This window comes from Funiculus sociatus GB2-C1, assembly GCF_039962115.1.
GTDB classification, from domain to species: domain Bacteria; phylum Cyanobacteriota; class Cyanobacteriia; order Cyanobacteriales; family FACHB-T130; genus Funiculus; species Funiculus sociatus.
This window is the reverse complement of the sequence record NZ_JAMPKJ010000013.1, coordinates 24,078-40,758: the sequence shown is the minus strand read 5'-3', so window position 1 is coordinate 40,758 and position 16,681 is coordinate 24,078. Positions and strand designations below refer to the sequence as shown.

Below are 16,681 nucleotides of genomic sequence, written 5' to 3'. Positions count from 1 at the left end.
GAGGAAGATGTTAGACTAATCCACCTAGGTTTTGTGGCTGATAAAGATAAACGCAATCCGTTTTACAAGGGACTACAAGAGTCGCCCCTACTGCTTTTGGGGATAATTTGGCTGGTTGGGGCGGTATGCGATCGCATTTGGTTTGCCCTTGACCGTTCGGTGCCATCCTGGGATCAGGCAGATTACTTGACAGGCTCTTTAAATTATTGGAAAGCTCTACAACATCCCCAGTGGTTTTCTGGGGAATGGTGGGAGAGTTTTTGGCAACTTTCCTCAAAAGTGCCGCCTTTAACCTATATTGCTACGGCTATAGTTCAGAATCTCTTTGGGACGGGGCCAGATAGTGCCACGTTGGTGAATCTGCTATTTAGTGCGATTCTGCTGGCTTCTGTATATGGTTTGGGTGTGCAGCTGTTTAGCGTTGAAGTTGGTTTATGGGCGGCTGGGTTGTGCCAGTTGTTACCGGGCCTTTATCGGTATCGTCTGGATTTTCTGCTGGATTTTCCGTTGACGGCTGTTGTGGCGTTGAGTTTTTACTGTCTGACGGTGTGGCGGTGTATTGGAACCGCAGAGGCGCAGAGGACGCAGAGAAGAGAGTGGTTTTGGGCGGCGGTCTTTGGGCTTTCTTTGGGGCTGGCGTTGATGGTGAAGCAGACGGCGCTGTTTTTTCTGTTGACTCCGCTGCTGTGGGTGGGCGTTGGTGTAATTCGGCACCGAGCATGGGGACGATTAGCTCAACTGGTTTTCTCGTTGTTGCTGTCGGTGTTGGTGTTTGCTCCCTGGTATCGCGCTAATTGGTTGCTGATGCTGACATCGGGGAAGCGGGCGACGGTGGATTCAGCGATCGCAGAAGGAGATCCGGCGCTGAATACGCTAGAAGCTTGGACTTATTATTGGAAAATTCTGCCTTATCATGTTTCCTGGCCTTTGTTGCTCGTCCCGATTGTAGGATTGTTGATTTATTGGGGCCGCGCAGCACTTAGCAATCAGAAGGCTCAGCTTGGTAACGAGAATAAATCCAAAATCGGTTGGCTGGTAGTTTTTTGGGTGGGAGCTTATTTGCTATGTTCGCTAAACATTAATAAAGATTCTCGCTATGTGTTGCCTTATTTGCCAGTAGTTGCGCTATTTCTGGCTTATGGTTTGACCCGATGGGTTGGTCGTTGGAATTACATCCGTTGGGTAACGATTAGTCTGGCAGTGCTGCTGATGTTTGTTAACTGGTTTCCCCTGGAAGGTACGATAGGAAAAAATTTCACGCAAGCCCTCAGCCCTTATGCTCAGCATCCAGTTTTTTTAGAAAAAGAATTACCTCACCCACAGGTAATTAAAGAAATTATTCAAACCGAGCCTTATTTGCGTTCGACGTTGGGAGTATTGCCATCGACTGCCAATATTAATCAGCACAATTTTAATTATTACGGTGCGCTGCAAAATTTTCAGGTTTACGGGCGACAGGTGGGGACGAGAAAGAAGCAAGTGGCTCAAGATGCGCGATCGCTTTCCTGGTTCCTAACTAAAACGGGCAAGCAAGGATCTGTTCCCGATGCTCAAGCTACCATTGTCCAAACTGTCGAGCAAGGTTCAGATTTTCAGCTGCATAAAACTTGGAATTTATCCGAAAACAGTAGTCTGAAACTTTATCATCAAAAATCGCCACCCGTACAGGTACAACCGCTATCGGAACCACAAAATAAAGTCAAGTTAGTAAATGTAAAAGTGCCAGAAATTGCCCCTCCTGGGGTGCCTGTCCCTGTAACCTACGAGTGGACTGGTTCCTGGGAACAGTTGCAATCTGGTATCGTTTTGCTAACTTGGCGAAGCGAAGAGAATAGGGAAAATCCAAAATCTCAATGGTTACACGATCGCGCTATCGGGATGGGAAATTTATATCCAGAAATTCTGCCGGATAAATTATTAGCTAAAGGTTTTCGAGTAGTGGAACAGACTGCAATGCTGCCAAAAGCTGATACATCGGCTGGGATTTACACCCTGGAGGCGGCATACCTGAACCGAAAAACTGGTGAAACTTACCCCATACAAGTGCCGCCAGTTACTCTCAAGATTGACGCTGCGGCTGCTGCTACACCTGCGCCTGAGTTGGATTTGGGGACTCAGTTGCGGACTTTAGCGGCTACTTTACCCCAAGGGACAGCCGCCCTAGAGCAGATTTTTGCGGAAACTGGGCGGATTAATCAGTATGACCCGATTCAAGACTATCTGGTGCAAGCGCAGTTGGCTTTGGAGTATCGGCTGCAACGGGAACCAAACCGAGATTTGGCATATGCGCTGGCTTTGTCAAGGGTTTTGAAGCGACAAGCTAAAGACGCGATCGCATCCCTTGAACGAGTGGTGCGGTTAGACTCTGAAAATCCCTACGCTTATGCTTATCTTGCCTTTGTCCATCTGTACGAATGGCATCCCAAAAAGGCTCAAAACGTGCTGAAGCCAGCTGTGGCACTCAACCCTAACCTACTCGAAATTAAAGCCTTAAACGGCGTTGCAGCGCTCATGCAGGGCAATTTTTTAAAAGCTTGGTACATTGTTCAGGAAATTAGAAAGTAAAAGGAAAAAACATATATTTTTTTTTCTTTTACTTTTTTAGAAATAACGCATTAAAACTAACTCCAGTTGTTGAACACCAACTGGCTTGCTGAGATAATCGTCGGCACCAGCATTTAGACAACGCTCTTTATCATCTGCCATCGCCATCGCTGTCACTATCACCACAGGCAGTTCTGCTATATCCGGTTCCTGCCGCAATTGTGTCAGCAGATCCAATCCAGTAATACCATTTGGTAAATTGAAATCCAACAAAATTAGATGAGGCTTGAATGTTTGCACCCTGCTTATAAAATTTGCACCATCTATTAAAATTTCTACTGTATAACCAATAGATTTTAGATAATCATTCAACAGCATCCCGCTGTTTTTATCATCTTCTACAATCAAAATTTTTCCTTGCTCATTACTTTTAAGCTTTTGTCCATTACTTGATGATTCTTGATTGATGATTGATGATTGATAATTTATGACAGATGAAGAACCACTGCTCAAATCCGGTATATCAATGGTAAATGTACTGCCTTTTCCTAGGGTTGAAGAAACTCTCACATCTCCGCCATGAAGTCGGGCTAAACCGCGAGTCAGAGACAACCCCAAACCCGTGCCTGTAAACTGTCGGTTTAGTCCGCTGTCCAATTGACGAAATGGCTGAAACAGTAACGGCAGCTTTTCTGGGGCAATGCCGATGCCCGTATCTGCTACGGTAAATGCAATGCCTTCAGGCTGCTTTTGTACAATTAAGTTTACTGATCCTGCTGGTGTGAACTTAATCGCATTAGACAGCAAATTCAGCAACATCTGCTTCAAACGCCGCTCATCGGCTAGGCAGATATTAACATTTGGCTCAATTTCGCAGGTGAGTTGCAGTCCTCTTTCTAAGGCTTGCTCTCGCATAATTGTTAGTGCGTATTCGCACAAATTCTCGACGTTCACAGGGGTTAAAGTGAGTTGTTCTTTGCCCGCTTCGACTTTAGAAAGGTCAAGGATATCGTTAATCAGCGCCAAGAGATGTTCGCCGCTGGTATGAATGCAGGCAGCGTATTCTTTTTGTTTTTGATTGAGAGTGCCAAATATTTCTTGTAGCAGGAGGTTAGACAGTCCCAAGATGGAGTTGAGGGGTGTCCGCAGTTCGTGGCTGATCGTTGCCAAAAATTCACTTTTTGCGCGGCTTCCAGCTTCAGCTGCATCATACGCTTGACGCAATTCGATTTCTGTCTGGATGCGATCGCTTATGTCATACACTACCGCTTGTATCACTTTCCGGTTTCCCAACTCGATTGCACTTAGCATTACTTCTGTAGGGAAATCTGTGCCATCTTTACGCCGATGAATCCAATCAAAACGACAGTTGCCTTCTCTTAAAGCAGTGGCTATGCGATCACAAGCAAGGCTAAAAGAGTCGTTACCATTAGGTTGAGTCGGTGGCGAAAATTCGCTGGGATGTTTGCCGCAAAACTCCTCTGAGTCAGAGCAACCTAATAACTCTAGCGTCGCGCTGTTGCAATCGAAAAATCCTTTTTCATCCAGCAGCATGACTGCGGCGCTGGTTGATTCATAAAGTGTGCGAAATTTGGTTTCTGATTCTCGCAGTGCTTTCTCCGCCTGTTTGCCTTTGGTGATGTCTCGCGTTGTATTCACCGCCAGCAAAACTTCCCCAGCTTCATCAACGACAGCCGATCCAGAAAGACTCACCCACTTCTGTTCCCCATTCGGACAATCTACAATTAGCTCGTGATTGGTAAAAATTTCTCCTCGAATTGTTCTACTGATAGGTAGTTCCTCAAGAGTTGGGCAGGAACCATCGGGATTGCGAATTTGTAATTTAGCTAAATATTCAGCCAGGTGAGGCGCTAATTCGGTCTTAGGTTTAGGTTTTTCAACTTCTCCTACAAAACCATATATTTGTAACCCTGCCGGATTCAACATCACCACCTGACCATCAGGTTTACTGACAACAATCCCCTCTTGAATTGAATTGAGGATTGCCTCTACCAGGGCTTTTTCCCGTCCTAGCTGCTGGGTGCGCTCCTCCACCAGGTGTTCTAACTGTTCTAGCTCTCGCGCATTGTAAAGAGCGATCGCTGTCTGCTGTGCCAGTTGTTGCAGCAGCTGGATTTGTGAGTTACTAAATGAATTTTCCCCCTGAATATACCCGACAACTAGATTGCCGTAGTATTGGTTCCTAACAAAAATAGGAGCCATCAGGACAGCTGGAATATTCAAAACTGAAGATTCACCATTCAAAATTTCCGCATTTTTTATTTTTATTTTTTCATTTTGAATTGTCACAGGACGATTTTGTAGTAACTCGTCTCTCACCGTTTGCCAACCTTCAAAGAGCAGCGTTTTTCCCTGCCAAGCTAGGAAATTTCGCCTTTGGTCGCCCTCTGACAAATCAGACCAATATTCGGCTTCAATTAAAAATTGTTTTGATTCAGGCAAGTCGCGGGCTACCATGCAGAAATCGCCGCCCATCGGTTCGAGAGTTTGCCGGACAATTTCCTGCACGACAAATTGAGGATCGAGATTGGAATTCAGGGCGGTGGTAATGCGGTTTATTAAGGCTTCCCGTTCCAGCTGCTGTTGCAACGCTTGCTGAGTTTGTTGGAGTCGTAGTTGCATCCGCTGTCTTTCAATGGCATAGCTTACGGCACGGATCAACCCATGACCGTCTGTATAACCTTTTACGAGATAATCTTGCGCTCCTTCTTGCAAAGCTTTGAGGGCGATCGCTTCATCAGTTAGTCCTGACATGACTACAATCGGGATGTCTGGTGCCGCGCTGCGGACTCGCATCACCGTTTCTAACCCGTTGCCATCCGGTAACGACAAATCCAACAAAATTACCCCTACACAAGGCGTTGTCTTCTCTTGGTCAGAACGGTTACGCTGCTTGGCGAGGCAAACCTGGCACTCTTCCAGGTTGACTACATGGAGCAGCTTTATCTGCGTAGCATTCATTTCCCGCAACATTTCCCGAACCAAACGGGCATCGCCAACGTTATCCTCCACCAACAAAACGGTGATGGGTTCTTTGATCTGCATGGGCTTTACTTCGCTTGTTTTGCTAGGGGTTTTAGCCTGGGTATGGTCAGATATTCTTTAAGCAGCATTCCAATTATCAGTTATGAATTTTAGATTAATTACACAATATTCAAGATGGTAATGTAACATGTCGCATGGTGATTCTATGTATTTTAAATACTTGGGCGTGTCAATAATGGGGAAAGCATTAGCAACGAAATTTATTTGAGGTGTTACTCTCCCTTTTTTCAATTTTTTACCCCTAATTTATTATAGGAAGAGTGAAATAGAAAGTAGAACCTTTGCCTAACTCAGACTCTACCCAAATTTTACCTTGATGCCTGTTGACAATTTTCTGGCAAATTGCCAGTCCTATGCCATTTCCCGGATAGTCAGATTTTGTGTGCAAGCGCCCAAAGATAACAAAGATGCGCGCGGCGTACTGCGGATCGATGCCAATACCATTATCCCTAACAGAAAACACCCATTCCTTGTCACCCAAACGAGCTTCGATATGAATCCGAGGGCTTTGCTGGGAGAACTTGATAGCATTGCTAATTAAATTTTGCAACAGTTGCGTCAGCCCAGTAGCGTTACCTAGCAGCACTGGCAGGGGATTGTGAGTCACGACTGCACCACTTTCGGCGATCGCAGCAGTTAGATTTGCGATCGCTAACAGCAAAACTTTCTCGCAGTTCACCGCCTCAAATGTTTCGGCCCGATGCCCCACCTGGTAAAACGCCAGCAAGTCTTTAATCAGCTGTTGCATCCGGTTAGCACCTTCAACCGCATAACTAATGAAATCATCAGCATCATCATCCAGCTTGCCCTTATAGCGTCTTGCCAAAAGCTGCGTGTAGCTGGCAACCATTCGCAAAGGTTCCTGCAAATCGTGAGAAGCAATATAAGCAAACTGTTCCAAGTGGGTATTAGCGATCGCTAACTCTTCGGCTCGTTGCGTTAACTGTTCTTCAGCGGCTTTGCGGTCAGTAATATCTCTAAAAAATGCGATATTGCAGGGAATCTGATTATAAATAATGACTTTAGAGCCAATATCTGCAAAAAACATACTACCGTCTTTTCGTAAGCAAGGAATATTTTTGCAATGTCTAATCGTTTCTTTTTCTTTTTCCTGAAACTTTTCCCAGATACAATCTAACTGATCTGGTGGATGAATATCCTTTACAGACATTGATAATAATTCGCTTTCTGAATATCCCAACATATTACAGATTGCGGCATTGGCACGAAGAAACTTTGTTGTCTCTCGCTCGGTAATTAGCAGTCCATCCACCATGCCATCATAAATTGCCTGGAGTTCTCCTTTCGATTCTCGCAGCTCCTGCTCGGCTTGGACGCGATCGCTGATGTCTTCAATCACACCAATGAAATATTTTGGTGTTGGGAAATTGGGAATTGGGGATTGGGGATTGGGAATTGGGGATTGGGAATTGGGGATTGGGGATTGGGAATTGGGGATTGGGGATTGGGAATTGGGGATTGGGGATTGGGAATTGGGGATTGGTGATTGGTGATTGGAAGGACTCTTACCCAGTCCCTTGTCCCCAGTCCCTTGTCCCCAGTCCCTTGTCCCCAGTCCCTTGTCCCCAGTCCCCAGTTCCCCAGCCCCCAGTTCCCTTACTATTGACCCAGTTAAATTAATCCAGACGATTGAGCCATCTTTACGAAGATAACGCTTCTCCATTGAGTAAGTTTTTATTTCACCAGCCAGCAATTGATTAGCTAATACCAAGTCTGCTTCCAAGTCCTCCGGGTGAGTAATATCCTGAAAAGTTAGCTTTAGCAGTTCCTCGCGGGTATAACCCACAATTTCGCAAAGCTTTTGGTTAACTCGTAGCCAGCGACCATCTATCCCCACATGGGAAATGCCAACAGCAGCTTGCTCAAAGGTAGCCCGAAAGCGCTGTTCGCTCTCGAAAAGTGCCTCCTGCACCTGTTGCAACTCTAAAATTTGAGCTGCTAGTAAATTTTCTCGTCTGTGTTTTTCCTGCTGAATTTTTTCGTTGTAGTCAGCAAAGAAATCCGCCAAGTCAGGTTCCTCTTCCAACAAGGCGGTTAGATGAGACTCAGCGCGTAGGTCAGCTTTATATGACAGCTCTGGATAACTTTCTACCCACTGGTGGCACATTTTGATGTAACCCAGAAACGCCACCAAGTGAGCGTAATTAGTTAATCCTAGCAACTGACGCAACTGCTTCCGATAAGCTGCTGCACTCTCAGGCTTCAGGAAAATTAAAATCGCATAGTCGTAAAGGCTTTGCTCAGATTGGAGGAGTGCGGTAGATTCTTCTGTCTTCTCGATTTCTGATTCCCGATTTCCCGTAGGTGGTGGCGTTTCCAGTAGTTTTAGCAATTCCTTGGCTGTCATTCCTAAAGGTCGCAAGGCACAACTATGGCAAACGATGCAGTAGGGAACTGAGCAATAGCGCGACAAGTAAGCAAAAAGCTTTTCCTTGAATAAAGATGGCAGCGGATTATTGACATAAGCCGATAGAGTCTGTTGCCAAAGATTTTCCAGAATCTGCGGTGTATCGAGTGCAGGTTCAAAAAACGGGGGGAAAAAACCGAATTTTCCTTCTATTTCTGCTTTGATTTCGTCGCTTGTTCGCACTGCTAAAAGCCTCCTTTATCTGGTGGGGATGCCCCACGGGTACGACTCGTCTCTTGCGATCGCCAGCAGGCGGTTTAGAATCCTCCTGGCACCAACCCTAATTTAACTTCCTGATCCCGATGACCTTTCGGTGTTTTGCTGCATTCTTAGTGCCTAACGTACCATTACCAAATGATCCCCAGGATAGATGAGCTTACTTAATGCTTGGTTTTATCTTTATTTATGACACCAGTTTCGCCGCCTACTTTTTGTGTAACGGCATCAGTATCTCGCCATAAAATGTTACCGTCAACCAAACTCTTGCTGGTCGGGTATCTTAAGATAAATTTAACATTTTGAGATTGGTATCCCATCATACATTAGCTTGAGTTGGTACTGAGTCAGTGGTGTACGTTTTTAAAATAGGGAGTTTAATAAAATGCGACTAAATACTTGTCATTGTTGCGGTAGCCCCCTCCTGCGTCATGCGCGGCAAAATGGTGTTTATTGGTTTTGTACCTCATGTCGTCAAGAAATGCTACCCGTAGTTATCGAGAAGACGCCCTCTAAGGAAGTCAAAGTCGTTCAATTATCGCGGACTTTAAAACTTGTAAATACTTAAAGTAAGGCAAAAAGTAAAAGGTAAAAGGCACAAGGTATACGGATGAACAATAACGGTCAGAATACTTTTCATCCTTGATGCTGAATGATTTCTTGTTTTTACCTTTTACCTTTTTTAAATCTGCCCTGATAAAATCAGCTAGGACACGGTTAGGGGCAGAGCATAATGCTAGCGGCTGTACTTTACGGACAAGAGGATTTACGCCTGGAACGGGTAGCTGACCCTACGCCAGCTGCTGGTGAGGTGGTGATTCAAGTAGCAGCGGCAACAACTTGTGGGACAGACTTGAAGGTTTGGCGGCGGGGAGGTCATGCGAAAATGCTGAAACCTCCCACTTTGTTTGGTCACGAGGCTGCTGGGCGGATTGTGGCAGTGGGTGAAGGTATTAGCGCTTGGCAGGTAGGAGTTCGCGTAGTTGCTAATAACTCGGCTCCCTGCACAAATTGTTTTTTTTGTCAACGTCAAGAATATTCTCTCTGCCCTAATTTAACTTGGAATAACGGCACCTTTGCAGAATATCTAAAAATTCCCGCCCAGATTGTGCAGCATAACCTATTGCCGATTCCCGCAAACTTGCCAGATGCGCTGGCGGCGATGACTGAACCTCTAGCTTGCGTGCTGCACGGGGTAGCGCGTTCTAATGTGAAACCTGGAGATAGGGTAGTAGTGTTGGGCGATGGGGCAATTGGGCTGATGTTTGTAGCCAAATTAGCATCTGACTCTTCAGCGGAAGTCATACTATTTGGCGGCAATGACCAGCGGTTGCAGATTGGGAAAAAATTGGGGGCAACTCAAACGTTTAACTACCACAAGCAGGCAGATATAGCAAGTGTGGTAAAAGAGCTAACGGATGGCATGGGTGCGGATGTGGTCATTGAGGCGACGGGTGTGCCGAGTGTTTGGGAGAGCGCGATCGCATCTGCTCGTCCCGGTGCTACCGTAAACTTATTCGGCGGTTGTCCGCGAGATACCACCATCACTGTAAATACAGAGCAGCTACACTACAGCGAACTCACTTTAAAAGGCGTTTTTCACAACACGCCAAAGTATGTCCGAGATGCTTTATCCTTGTTGGCGAGTCGGACAATTCCCTTTGAGTTGCTAATCAGCGAACATCAGCCTTTAAAGAATTTAGAGCAAGTATTCCAAGATATGAAGAATCGTAAGGTGATTAAGGTCGCCATCGACCCCAGCGTGGCATCTTAGAAGTAGTAACAACGCCTAACGACTAAAGTCGCCTTTGTCCTACTAATGGATTGTTTTTTTTCTTGGAAAGTTTGAAGGATTAGATGAAAAGCGTCAAATTGTTATCAGTTTTATCCCTGGGAATTTTACTAGCATTGGGAGCCAGTCGTGCCGATGCTTTACCGGGACAGAGAACAGAAGAGGTGACTGCCTGGATTAATTCTAATCCCACTCTTCGCCCTGCTGTTGGTGATGGGCTAATCGTGCAAAAAAGTAATACGCCCGCCCAAAGATTTACCTTTCAAGCAACTGTGTTCCCGCCGGGCAGAATTACTTCTATCAGAGAACGTGGCACAATTCGCAGCGAACGCTTTAATTTTTATGACCAAATTAATGGCGTTACTCCCGAACGCCTGAAGGAATCTTTGCGGGTAATTTATGGCCCTGATATCTATCAAGATTACGACCGTTCGAGGCTTGTGTATGAATATCCCACGCCGCTAAGTGTAGACTTATCTCGTCGTCAGGCACTACCACTTTTGAGAGCGCAGCAGGGACAATTACGATTAGGAGAGAGATTTGCTTACTGGATGGAAATTGTCAAAACCAAGGAAGGTAAGGCTTACAACGGTCAAATGACAGTTTTCCTCAGAGAAGATTTAGATAAGATGGAAACCGAACTACGCGATCGCTAAATCCCAGTCATTAGTCATTAGTCTTAAACTAATGACTAACGATAAATAACAACTGTAACTACTTGTCTTTATCCTTTTTTTTCGCCTTTCCTTTTCCCTGTGAAGGTGTATCAGTAGTTTGTTCAACAGTTGATGACTGTGGAATTGGTGACTGTACTGTTTGGGTTGACGCTGCTGGTGAAGGCGAGATTGACGCTGCTGGCGATGGCTGCGGAGTATCAGATGGTTTTAGCGCAACAACTAAGCCAGTTACAGCAGTGAGAATCGCCGCCGTTGAAGTTATGATGCCCGGAAGTGTGTGAAACCATCCTTGTGCTTTTGGTTCGTCAGACATAAGTTTAGTTCTAGAATTTCCTCTTTCCTGAATACAGCTAATTACTCGCCGTTCCGAATCAACGAATGCGAGTATAACAAATGTTATCCTATGACGAGAATGGGAAATTTACTTAGGGATAAAGAGGATGCGATGCGCTAAGAGCGCTATCGCTTCGCTACCGCATCTTTCTTTCATTTCTCCTTCAACAGCTAACCAATATCACCACCTTATTACTGACAACCCATCAACTTCTCTGAAATGCTCATCACGCGATACCAACGTTAATTGGTATTCCTGGGCAATAGCAGCAATCCAAATATCATTTTCAGGAATAGGTCGTCCTTTCTGTCTTAAAATATTTTTTATTTGCCCATACTGTTGTCCTGTTGCTGTGTCACACACCAGTACAGCACTGCTAGTTGCAAATTCATCTATTCGTGCCAAGTTAGGTGCTACACGGGCCGACTTTCGAGCGCCATAATAAAGTTCCCCTAACACAATACTTGCGACAAATACAGCCTCAGCCTCAGCTATGTGCTGCTGAACTAAAGTGTCTTGTGCAAAGAGAGCAATGACAATATTAGTATCTAGCAGGAACCTACCATTCATTCAAATCTACCTGTTCGCAGCCTTCTTTTATTGCCTGTGCCATAAGATTTAGGTCATCTGCTGGGATAGCGCCAGCAAAACGTAAAAGTTTTTTACCTAGAACACCAGCAGGCTTTGTCATTGCTAAAAATCGAGCAAAATCCAGCACTTGCTGCTGTTGCTGCAAATTCAGCTTATTTAGGTGATTGATAATTTCCTTCTCAAGGGATGGATTACTCATGGATGTGTCCTGCTGATTCAACGGTCACAGCTTAAATTGTGACATTTAATTTATCTCAAGGCGATCGCGCCTTTCTCCCATCCCTTCAATAATCGAAGAATTAGTGATTATTGTGTGCGGCGAGACAGCAAGCGATCGCGCACGCCTTGAGAGTCAAACTTAGCTTCGTTTTGCTTGCGTATTTCATTTACGCGTGCGTTTTTGCCGTTGTTGCAAATACACCTCAATTTCTTGCCGATGCTGTAGATAGTAGCTATCTGTAAAAATGTGGGATTTAAACAAACATCTTTAGCAGTTGCTTACTAATTAAACGCTGCTATAGAAAAGTAAGGAAGTATTATTTATTATAAATTTAACCTCATATTTAGATGAAATTTGTTATTAAGCAAACTATTGTTCAGGGTTTTACTTCTAAACCTTTGTCCTATTGACCAGCTCAGTCTATATCAAAAATTGGGATAAGAAATGTGAAAATAGGGAGTAATAGTGCCCCATAAAGTGGCTTATACTCATCAAGATAAACAAAAGGACCGCCTAGTGTAATAACCCATACCGTAAATGCTAAACTAGATATTATAAGCTGCAATATATTCCCAACTTTCTGAACTCTCCAAAGATAAAAAGGAGTTGCTATAAATAAACCGAAAAAAATTATCCATTATATCGTTTGATTGGATTCGCCAGCTGAACGTAAGATTGAGTCTAGCGTTAAATAAAGTGCAATTACTTCTGATGGAATATATTTAACAAGTTTTGATATGTAATTATCGCCATATGATATGTAATTATCGCCATAATTATCACCACGTACACTAATTACTTCTAACGACTCTGTATTACTAATAGACCTTTTCATTAAAATAATTTCCTCAATCAACAAAGTAAATATAGCGTTTCCTATGCTGGTGAGGTATAGCTGAACTTCGTATATAAAGCTTTTCCCCTTTTAGGGCGTACCTCATCTGACCCAGAACCGCTATAGCTCTAGATGCTAAAGTAGCAACACTCAATTGGTAAATATTCTATTGTTTACAAAAATTAACCCCTCACGCCTTCGATTTCTGCCTCCGATAATTCATACAATTCGCGTAACTTCTGTAATTTATCCTCATTAGGTTGCCAGAAACCGCGACCATTTGCTTCTATCATCCTACCGACAATATTGCGGAAGGCTTCGGGATTGGCTTCTCGCAATTTATTCGCCATTTCTGCATCTAAAACATAGGTATCTGCTGCTTGGTCGTAAACCCAATTATCGGTAAAATCAGCAGTAGCACCCCAACCAATTAACGCTGTCATGCGCTGTGAGATTTCGTAAGCACCACCTGAACCTTGATTCGCCATTGCTTGCGCCCATTTCGGGTTAAGTAACTTGGTGCGATACTCCATTCTCAGCAAATCTTCTAATTTGCGGGGTGTCGTATCTTTCGAGAAACTTTCGACAAAACTGGCGTTAACTTTTTTACCTTGTTGTTTTTCTGCTGCCCTTTTCAAGCCGCCAGTGTTGGCGTAATATTCTTGAATATCGGTGATACCATATTCTACAGAGTCGATTTCTTGGACAATGCGATCGCATTTATCCAACAACTGCGTCAAAACCTCTGGTCTAGCTTGACCTTTATCTTTTCTACCGTAACTAAAAACATTTCGACTTTGCCAAGTATCGCCCAACTCATCACCTGATTCCCAACTGGAAGCGACAACTTGATCGTTTACCAAAGAACCAAAATCACCCGCAGGATTAGAAAATAATCTCGCCGTTACATTCTCTACACCCTTGGCTTTTAAGGCTAAAACGTGCTTGCGAACAAAGTTTTTATCTTCCGGTTCATCAGCATCAGCAGCACGTTGAAATAAATCATCAAGTAGTTCGATAATATTTACAAAGCTATCGCGAAAAATGCCAGAAAGATTCCCTAAAACATCGATACGAGGATGATTTAACTGGGATAAAGGCTTTAATTCGTAACGGACAATTCGCCCAGTTCCTTCTTTCACAGGTTCAGCGCCTACTAATTCCAGCAAAATTCCCAGAGATTCACCTTTAGTTTTAATCGCATCCAAACCCCACAACATCACCGCCACAGTTTCCGGATATTTACCATTTTCCTGAAAGTGTTGATCAATAATTTTTTTAGCAATTTCTCGACCTCTTTCATAAGCCGCAGGTGAAGGCATTCTATAAGGATCTAAAGCATGAATATTGCGACCAGTCGGCAACACACCAGCACCATCTCTTAACAAATCTCCCCCCGGTGCAGGCGGAATATATTCCCCATTAAGCCCTCTGATAAGATTCCTTAATTCTTCCCCAGTTTGCATCAACAAATCCCGAATCTGTATAACCTCCTTCTCTCTACGTTCTGGGGGTCTCGGCGGTTCAGTTCCTTCTACAATCCCGCGCACAATACCCTCTGATAACTCCTCGCCAAAATAAGCCTCAAGGTACGACACCATCTCCTCTGAATTAGGCGCTTCACCCAACGTATGCAACCCAGATGAAAAAAGCCGATTTTCCAGAACTTGCAGATACTCGTACAACCGCACCAAATAACTATTAAAGACATCAGCACTAAACATCCTGGCATTTTCAGGAGTAAAGGCAATTCCTAAACGTTTCGCATCCTCAAAGGGACAATCTGCATCCAAACCTATATCTAAAATCTTTTTGCAGATGGCTTCTTTGAGAACGTAATTTTTATCGGTATCTTCTCGATATTCCGCGATTAATTCTCGCAATGTCACCAATTCCTTATACAACCCAGCCCGACCATAAGGCGGTACATTGTGAGAAATTATTACCCCATAGCCGCGACGTTTCGCCAAAATTGATTCGGAAGGATTATTTGCCGCATATACATATAGATTCGGCACATTTCCTAACAAAATATCTGACCATGAATAACCAGTATTTCCCAGCGGAGATCCCGGCAACCATTCAACCGTTCCGTGCATTCCAAAATGAACGATGGCATCAGCTTGAAAGTCATTTTGTAGCCACTTGTAAAAAGCAGCATATTGAGGATGTGGTGTCAAATCTCGCTCAAACATTAGCCGCATCGGATCGCCAGAAATACCCAATGGTGGCTGTACGCCTATCCAAATATTTCCTAGTTGTATCCCACCAATTTGAAATTCATCTCCATAAGTTTTGATGCCAGTTCCAGTGAGGGATTCCCACTGTTTTTCGATACGGGTGGTAAGTAGGTATCCTAGCCATTTTTCTAGGGTTTTAGTGTTGACGGTGTTTACCCCTTCTAAACCTTTTCTTGCCTTTTCCCCTTCATCGGCGAGGGCTGGGGTGGGGTTCTCATCCGCTTTTTTCACTAATCGAATTAATTCTTCGCCGTCTTCTGGTAATTCCCCAATGTTGTAACCTTGGTCTTTGAGTGCATGGAGAAGTTTAAGGAGACTACGTGGTACATTCAACAAAGCTGCTGTACCCGTTGCACCATATCCCGGCGGAAATCCATACAAAATTATGGCAATTTTGCGTTCAGCGGTAGACTTTTGTCGCAAGGAAATCCATTTTTTCAACCTTCCGATTAACCGCTGGACTCGTTCTGGAATTAAGTAAATATCTTCTCCAACCAAACCACCGAGAGGAACTGGATCAATCGCCCCGTCGAGTTCTGGTAAGGCATACAAAACGACACTTTGTAATCCGCCAACACCCTGCCGCGTCCAAGAATGAATATCTTGAATTAGTAGGGGTGCGGCAACGATATAAGGTACATTCTTGGCGGTGAGAATGCGTTTTGCTACTTCTACCTGTCGCCCTGCTTCCATCGACCCCGCAGGGCCACCTACGAGGGGAAAACCAATTGTAGAAACAATTGCATCCACTGGCACTGCTTGATCGGAGAGTGAAGGAGTTTCAATATTACCGAGTTTTCGTTGGGCGATTTCGTAATTTGTTGTCATCCAATCTCGCACCGCCACATGGCCTTCAACTCCGTTGATAAAAATTGGTAAAGGTATTAATCCAGCTTTCTCAAACTGGCGAATTAACTGGGGAATGTAAGGCTGTTTTGTAATTACGTGTTTGCGATAAAGCAGAATTCCAACAACTGGGGATTGGGGATTGGGAATTGGGGATTGGGAATTGGGAATTGGGAAATCTCCCTTCCCCAGTCCCCAGCCCCGTTGATACCAATCTAAATATGCCTTTGGCGATTCAAAAAATCCTTGATAATCTGGATGCAGTAATCCCATGTTGGGGGTTTCAATTGGTGGCGGAATTTCTCCTACCTTCAGCCCAAAATATTTCTCTGCTATAGTCCAGAACATAGAGGCAACATTTTCTGTTCCTCCAGCGTTCCAATAACCGTAGATAATTAGCCAGTTGCGTAAGTCTTGCACTTTTTGCACTGGCACGAATTTTAATAATTTTGGCCCTACTTTCAAAAAGCTAATATAACCAGCAAGTTTGTCTTCTTCTCGCCCGTTGCTGAATTTATCGAGAATAAATTTCACAGGTTTGGGCATTCCCTTGGGGTTGTCGCCAATTTTGAAGGCACCCAACTGGGTAAGACTCATCAATTCCAAGGCTGACTCGAAGACGAGGCGAATGGGGATGTGTTGTGCGCGATCGCGCAACCACAAAACTTGGTCATAATCAAATAGCAGACTGCCAAAGAAGACATCTGCCCCCTGGAGTGCGGCTTCTACGGCTTCTGGTTCCGTCGTGAGGGCGCGATCGCTAAACACACGGATATCCAGTTCCCGACAGCTTGCTTGTGCCAGATCAGCCCCTTTCCGGTACAGGTCAGCGTTGAAAGATTCAAACCCAGCAATTAGAACAATGCGTTTCATGCCGTACAGTTAAAAGGTT

Annotated in this window: 9 protein-coding genes; 3 read left to right on the top strand and 6 right to left on the bottom strand. The window is 44.4% G+C overall.

Annotated elements, in window-relative coordinates; genetic code table 11:
* Positions 1–33: 33 nt before the first annotated feature.
* Positions 34–2,565 carry a phospholipid carrier-dependent glycosyltransferase gene (locus tag NDI42_RS08895; protein WP_190457707.1) on the top strand — a complete coding sequence of 844 codons (2,532 nt, stop codon included), beginning with the start codon at positions 34–36 and terminating at the stop codon, positions 2,563–2,565.
* Positions 2,566–2,601: 36 nt separating this feature from the next.
* Here NDI42_RS08895 and NDI42_RS08890 read toward each other — a convergent pair whose 3' ends face one another.
* Together NDI42_RS08890 and NDI42_RS08885 are read right to left on the bottom strand one after the other, a co-directional pair.
* Entirely contained in the window at positions 2,602–5,610 is a 3,009-nt protein-coding gene (locus tag NDI42_RS08890; protein WP_190457705.1) for a response regulator, read from the bottom strand.
* 241 nt (positions 5,611–5,851) lie between these two features.
* Positions 5,852–8,221 carry a PAS domain-containing sensor histidine kinase gene (locus NDI42_RS08885; RefSeq protein ID WP_190457703.1) on the bottom strand — a complete coding sequence of 790 codons (2,370 nt, stop codon included), beginning with the start codon at positions 8,219–8,221 and terminating at the stop codon, positions 5,852–5,854.
* Between the two features lie 766 nt (positions 8,222–8,987).
* On the opposite strand from NDI42_RS08885, the gene NDI42_RS08880 reads away from it, so the two are divergent.
* Together NDI42_RS08880 and NDI42_RS08875 are read left to right on the top strand one after the other, a co-directional pair.
* Positions 8,988–10,028: a zinc-dependent alcohol dehydrogenase gene (locus tag NDI42_RS08880; RefSeq protein ID WP_190457702.1), complete on the top strand. Its 1,041-nt coding sequence runs from the start codon at positions 8,988–8,990 to the stop codon at positions 10,026–10,028.
* An 83-nt stretch (positions 10,029–10,111) separates the two neighbouring features.
* Positions 10,112–10,702: a hypothetical protein gene (locus tag NDI42_RS08875; protein ID WP_190457699.1), complete on the top strand. Its 591-nt coding sequence runs from the start codon at positions 10,112–10,114 to the stop codon at positions 10,700–10,702.
* A gap of 58 nt (positions 10,703–10,760) precedes the next feature.
* Here NDI42_RS08875 and NDI42_RS08870 read toward each other — a convergent pair whose 3' ends face one another.
* From NDI42_RS08870 to bchH, 4 genes are all read right to left on the bottom strand, one after another.
* Entirely contained in the window at positions 10,761–11,036 is a 276-nt protein-coding gene (locus NDI42_RS08870; protein WP_190457698.1) for a hypothetical protein, read from the bottom strand.
* A 201-nt stretch (positions 11,037–11,237) separates the two neighbouring features.
* On the bottom strand, positions 11,238–11,627 hold the full coding sequence (locus NDI42_RS08865; protein ID WP_190457696.1) for a type II toxin-antitoxin system VapC family toxin: 390 nt from the start codon (positions 11,625–11,627) through the stop codon (positions 11,238–11,240).
* Positions 11,617–11,847, bottom strand: coding sequence for a hypothetical protein (locus tag NDI42_RS08860; RefSeq protein WP_242017743.1), 231 nt, complete (start codon positions 11,845–11,847; stop codon positions 11,617–11,619). Before NDI42_RS08860 ends, NDI42_RS08865 begins: the two co-directional genes overlap by 11 nt.
* Positions 11,848–12,885: 1,038 nt before the next feature.
* Positions 12,886–16,662, bottom strand: coding sequence for a magnesium chelatase subunit H (bchH, locus tag NDI42_RS08855; RefSeq protein WP_190457695.1), 3,777 nt, complete (start codon positions 16,660–16,662; stop codon positions 12,886–12,888).
* Between the last annotated feature and the right edge of the window lie 19 nt (positions 16,663–16,681).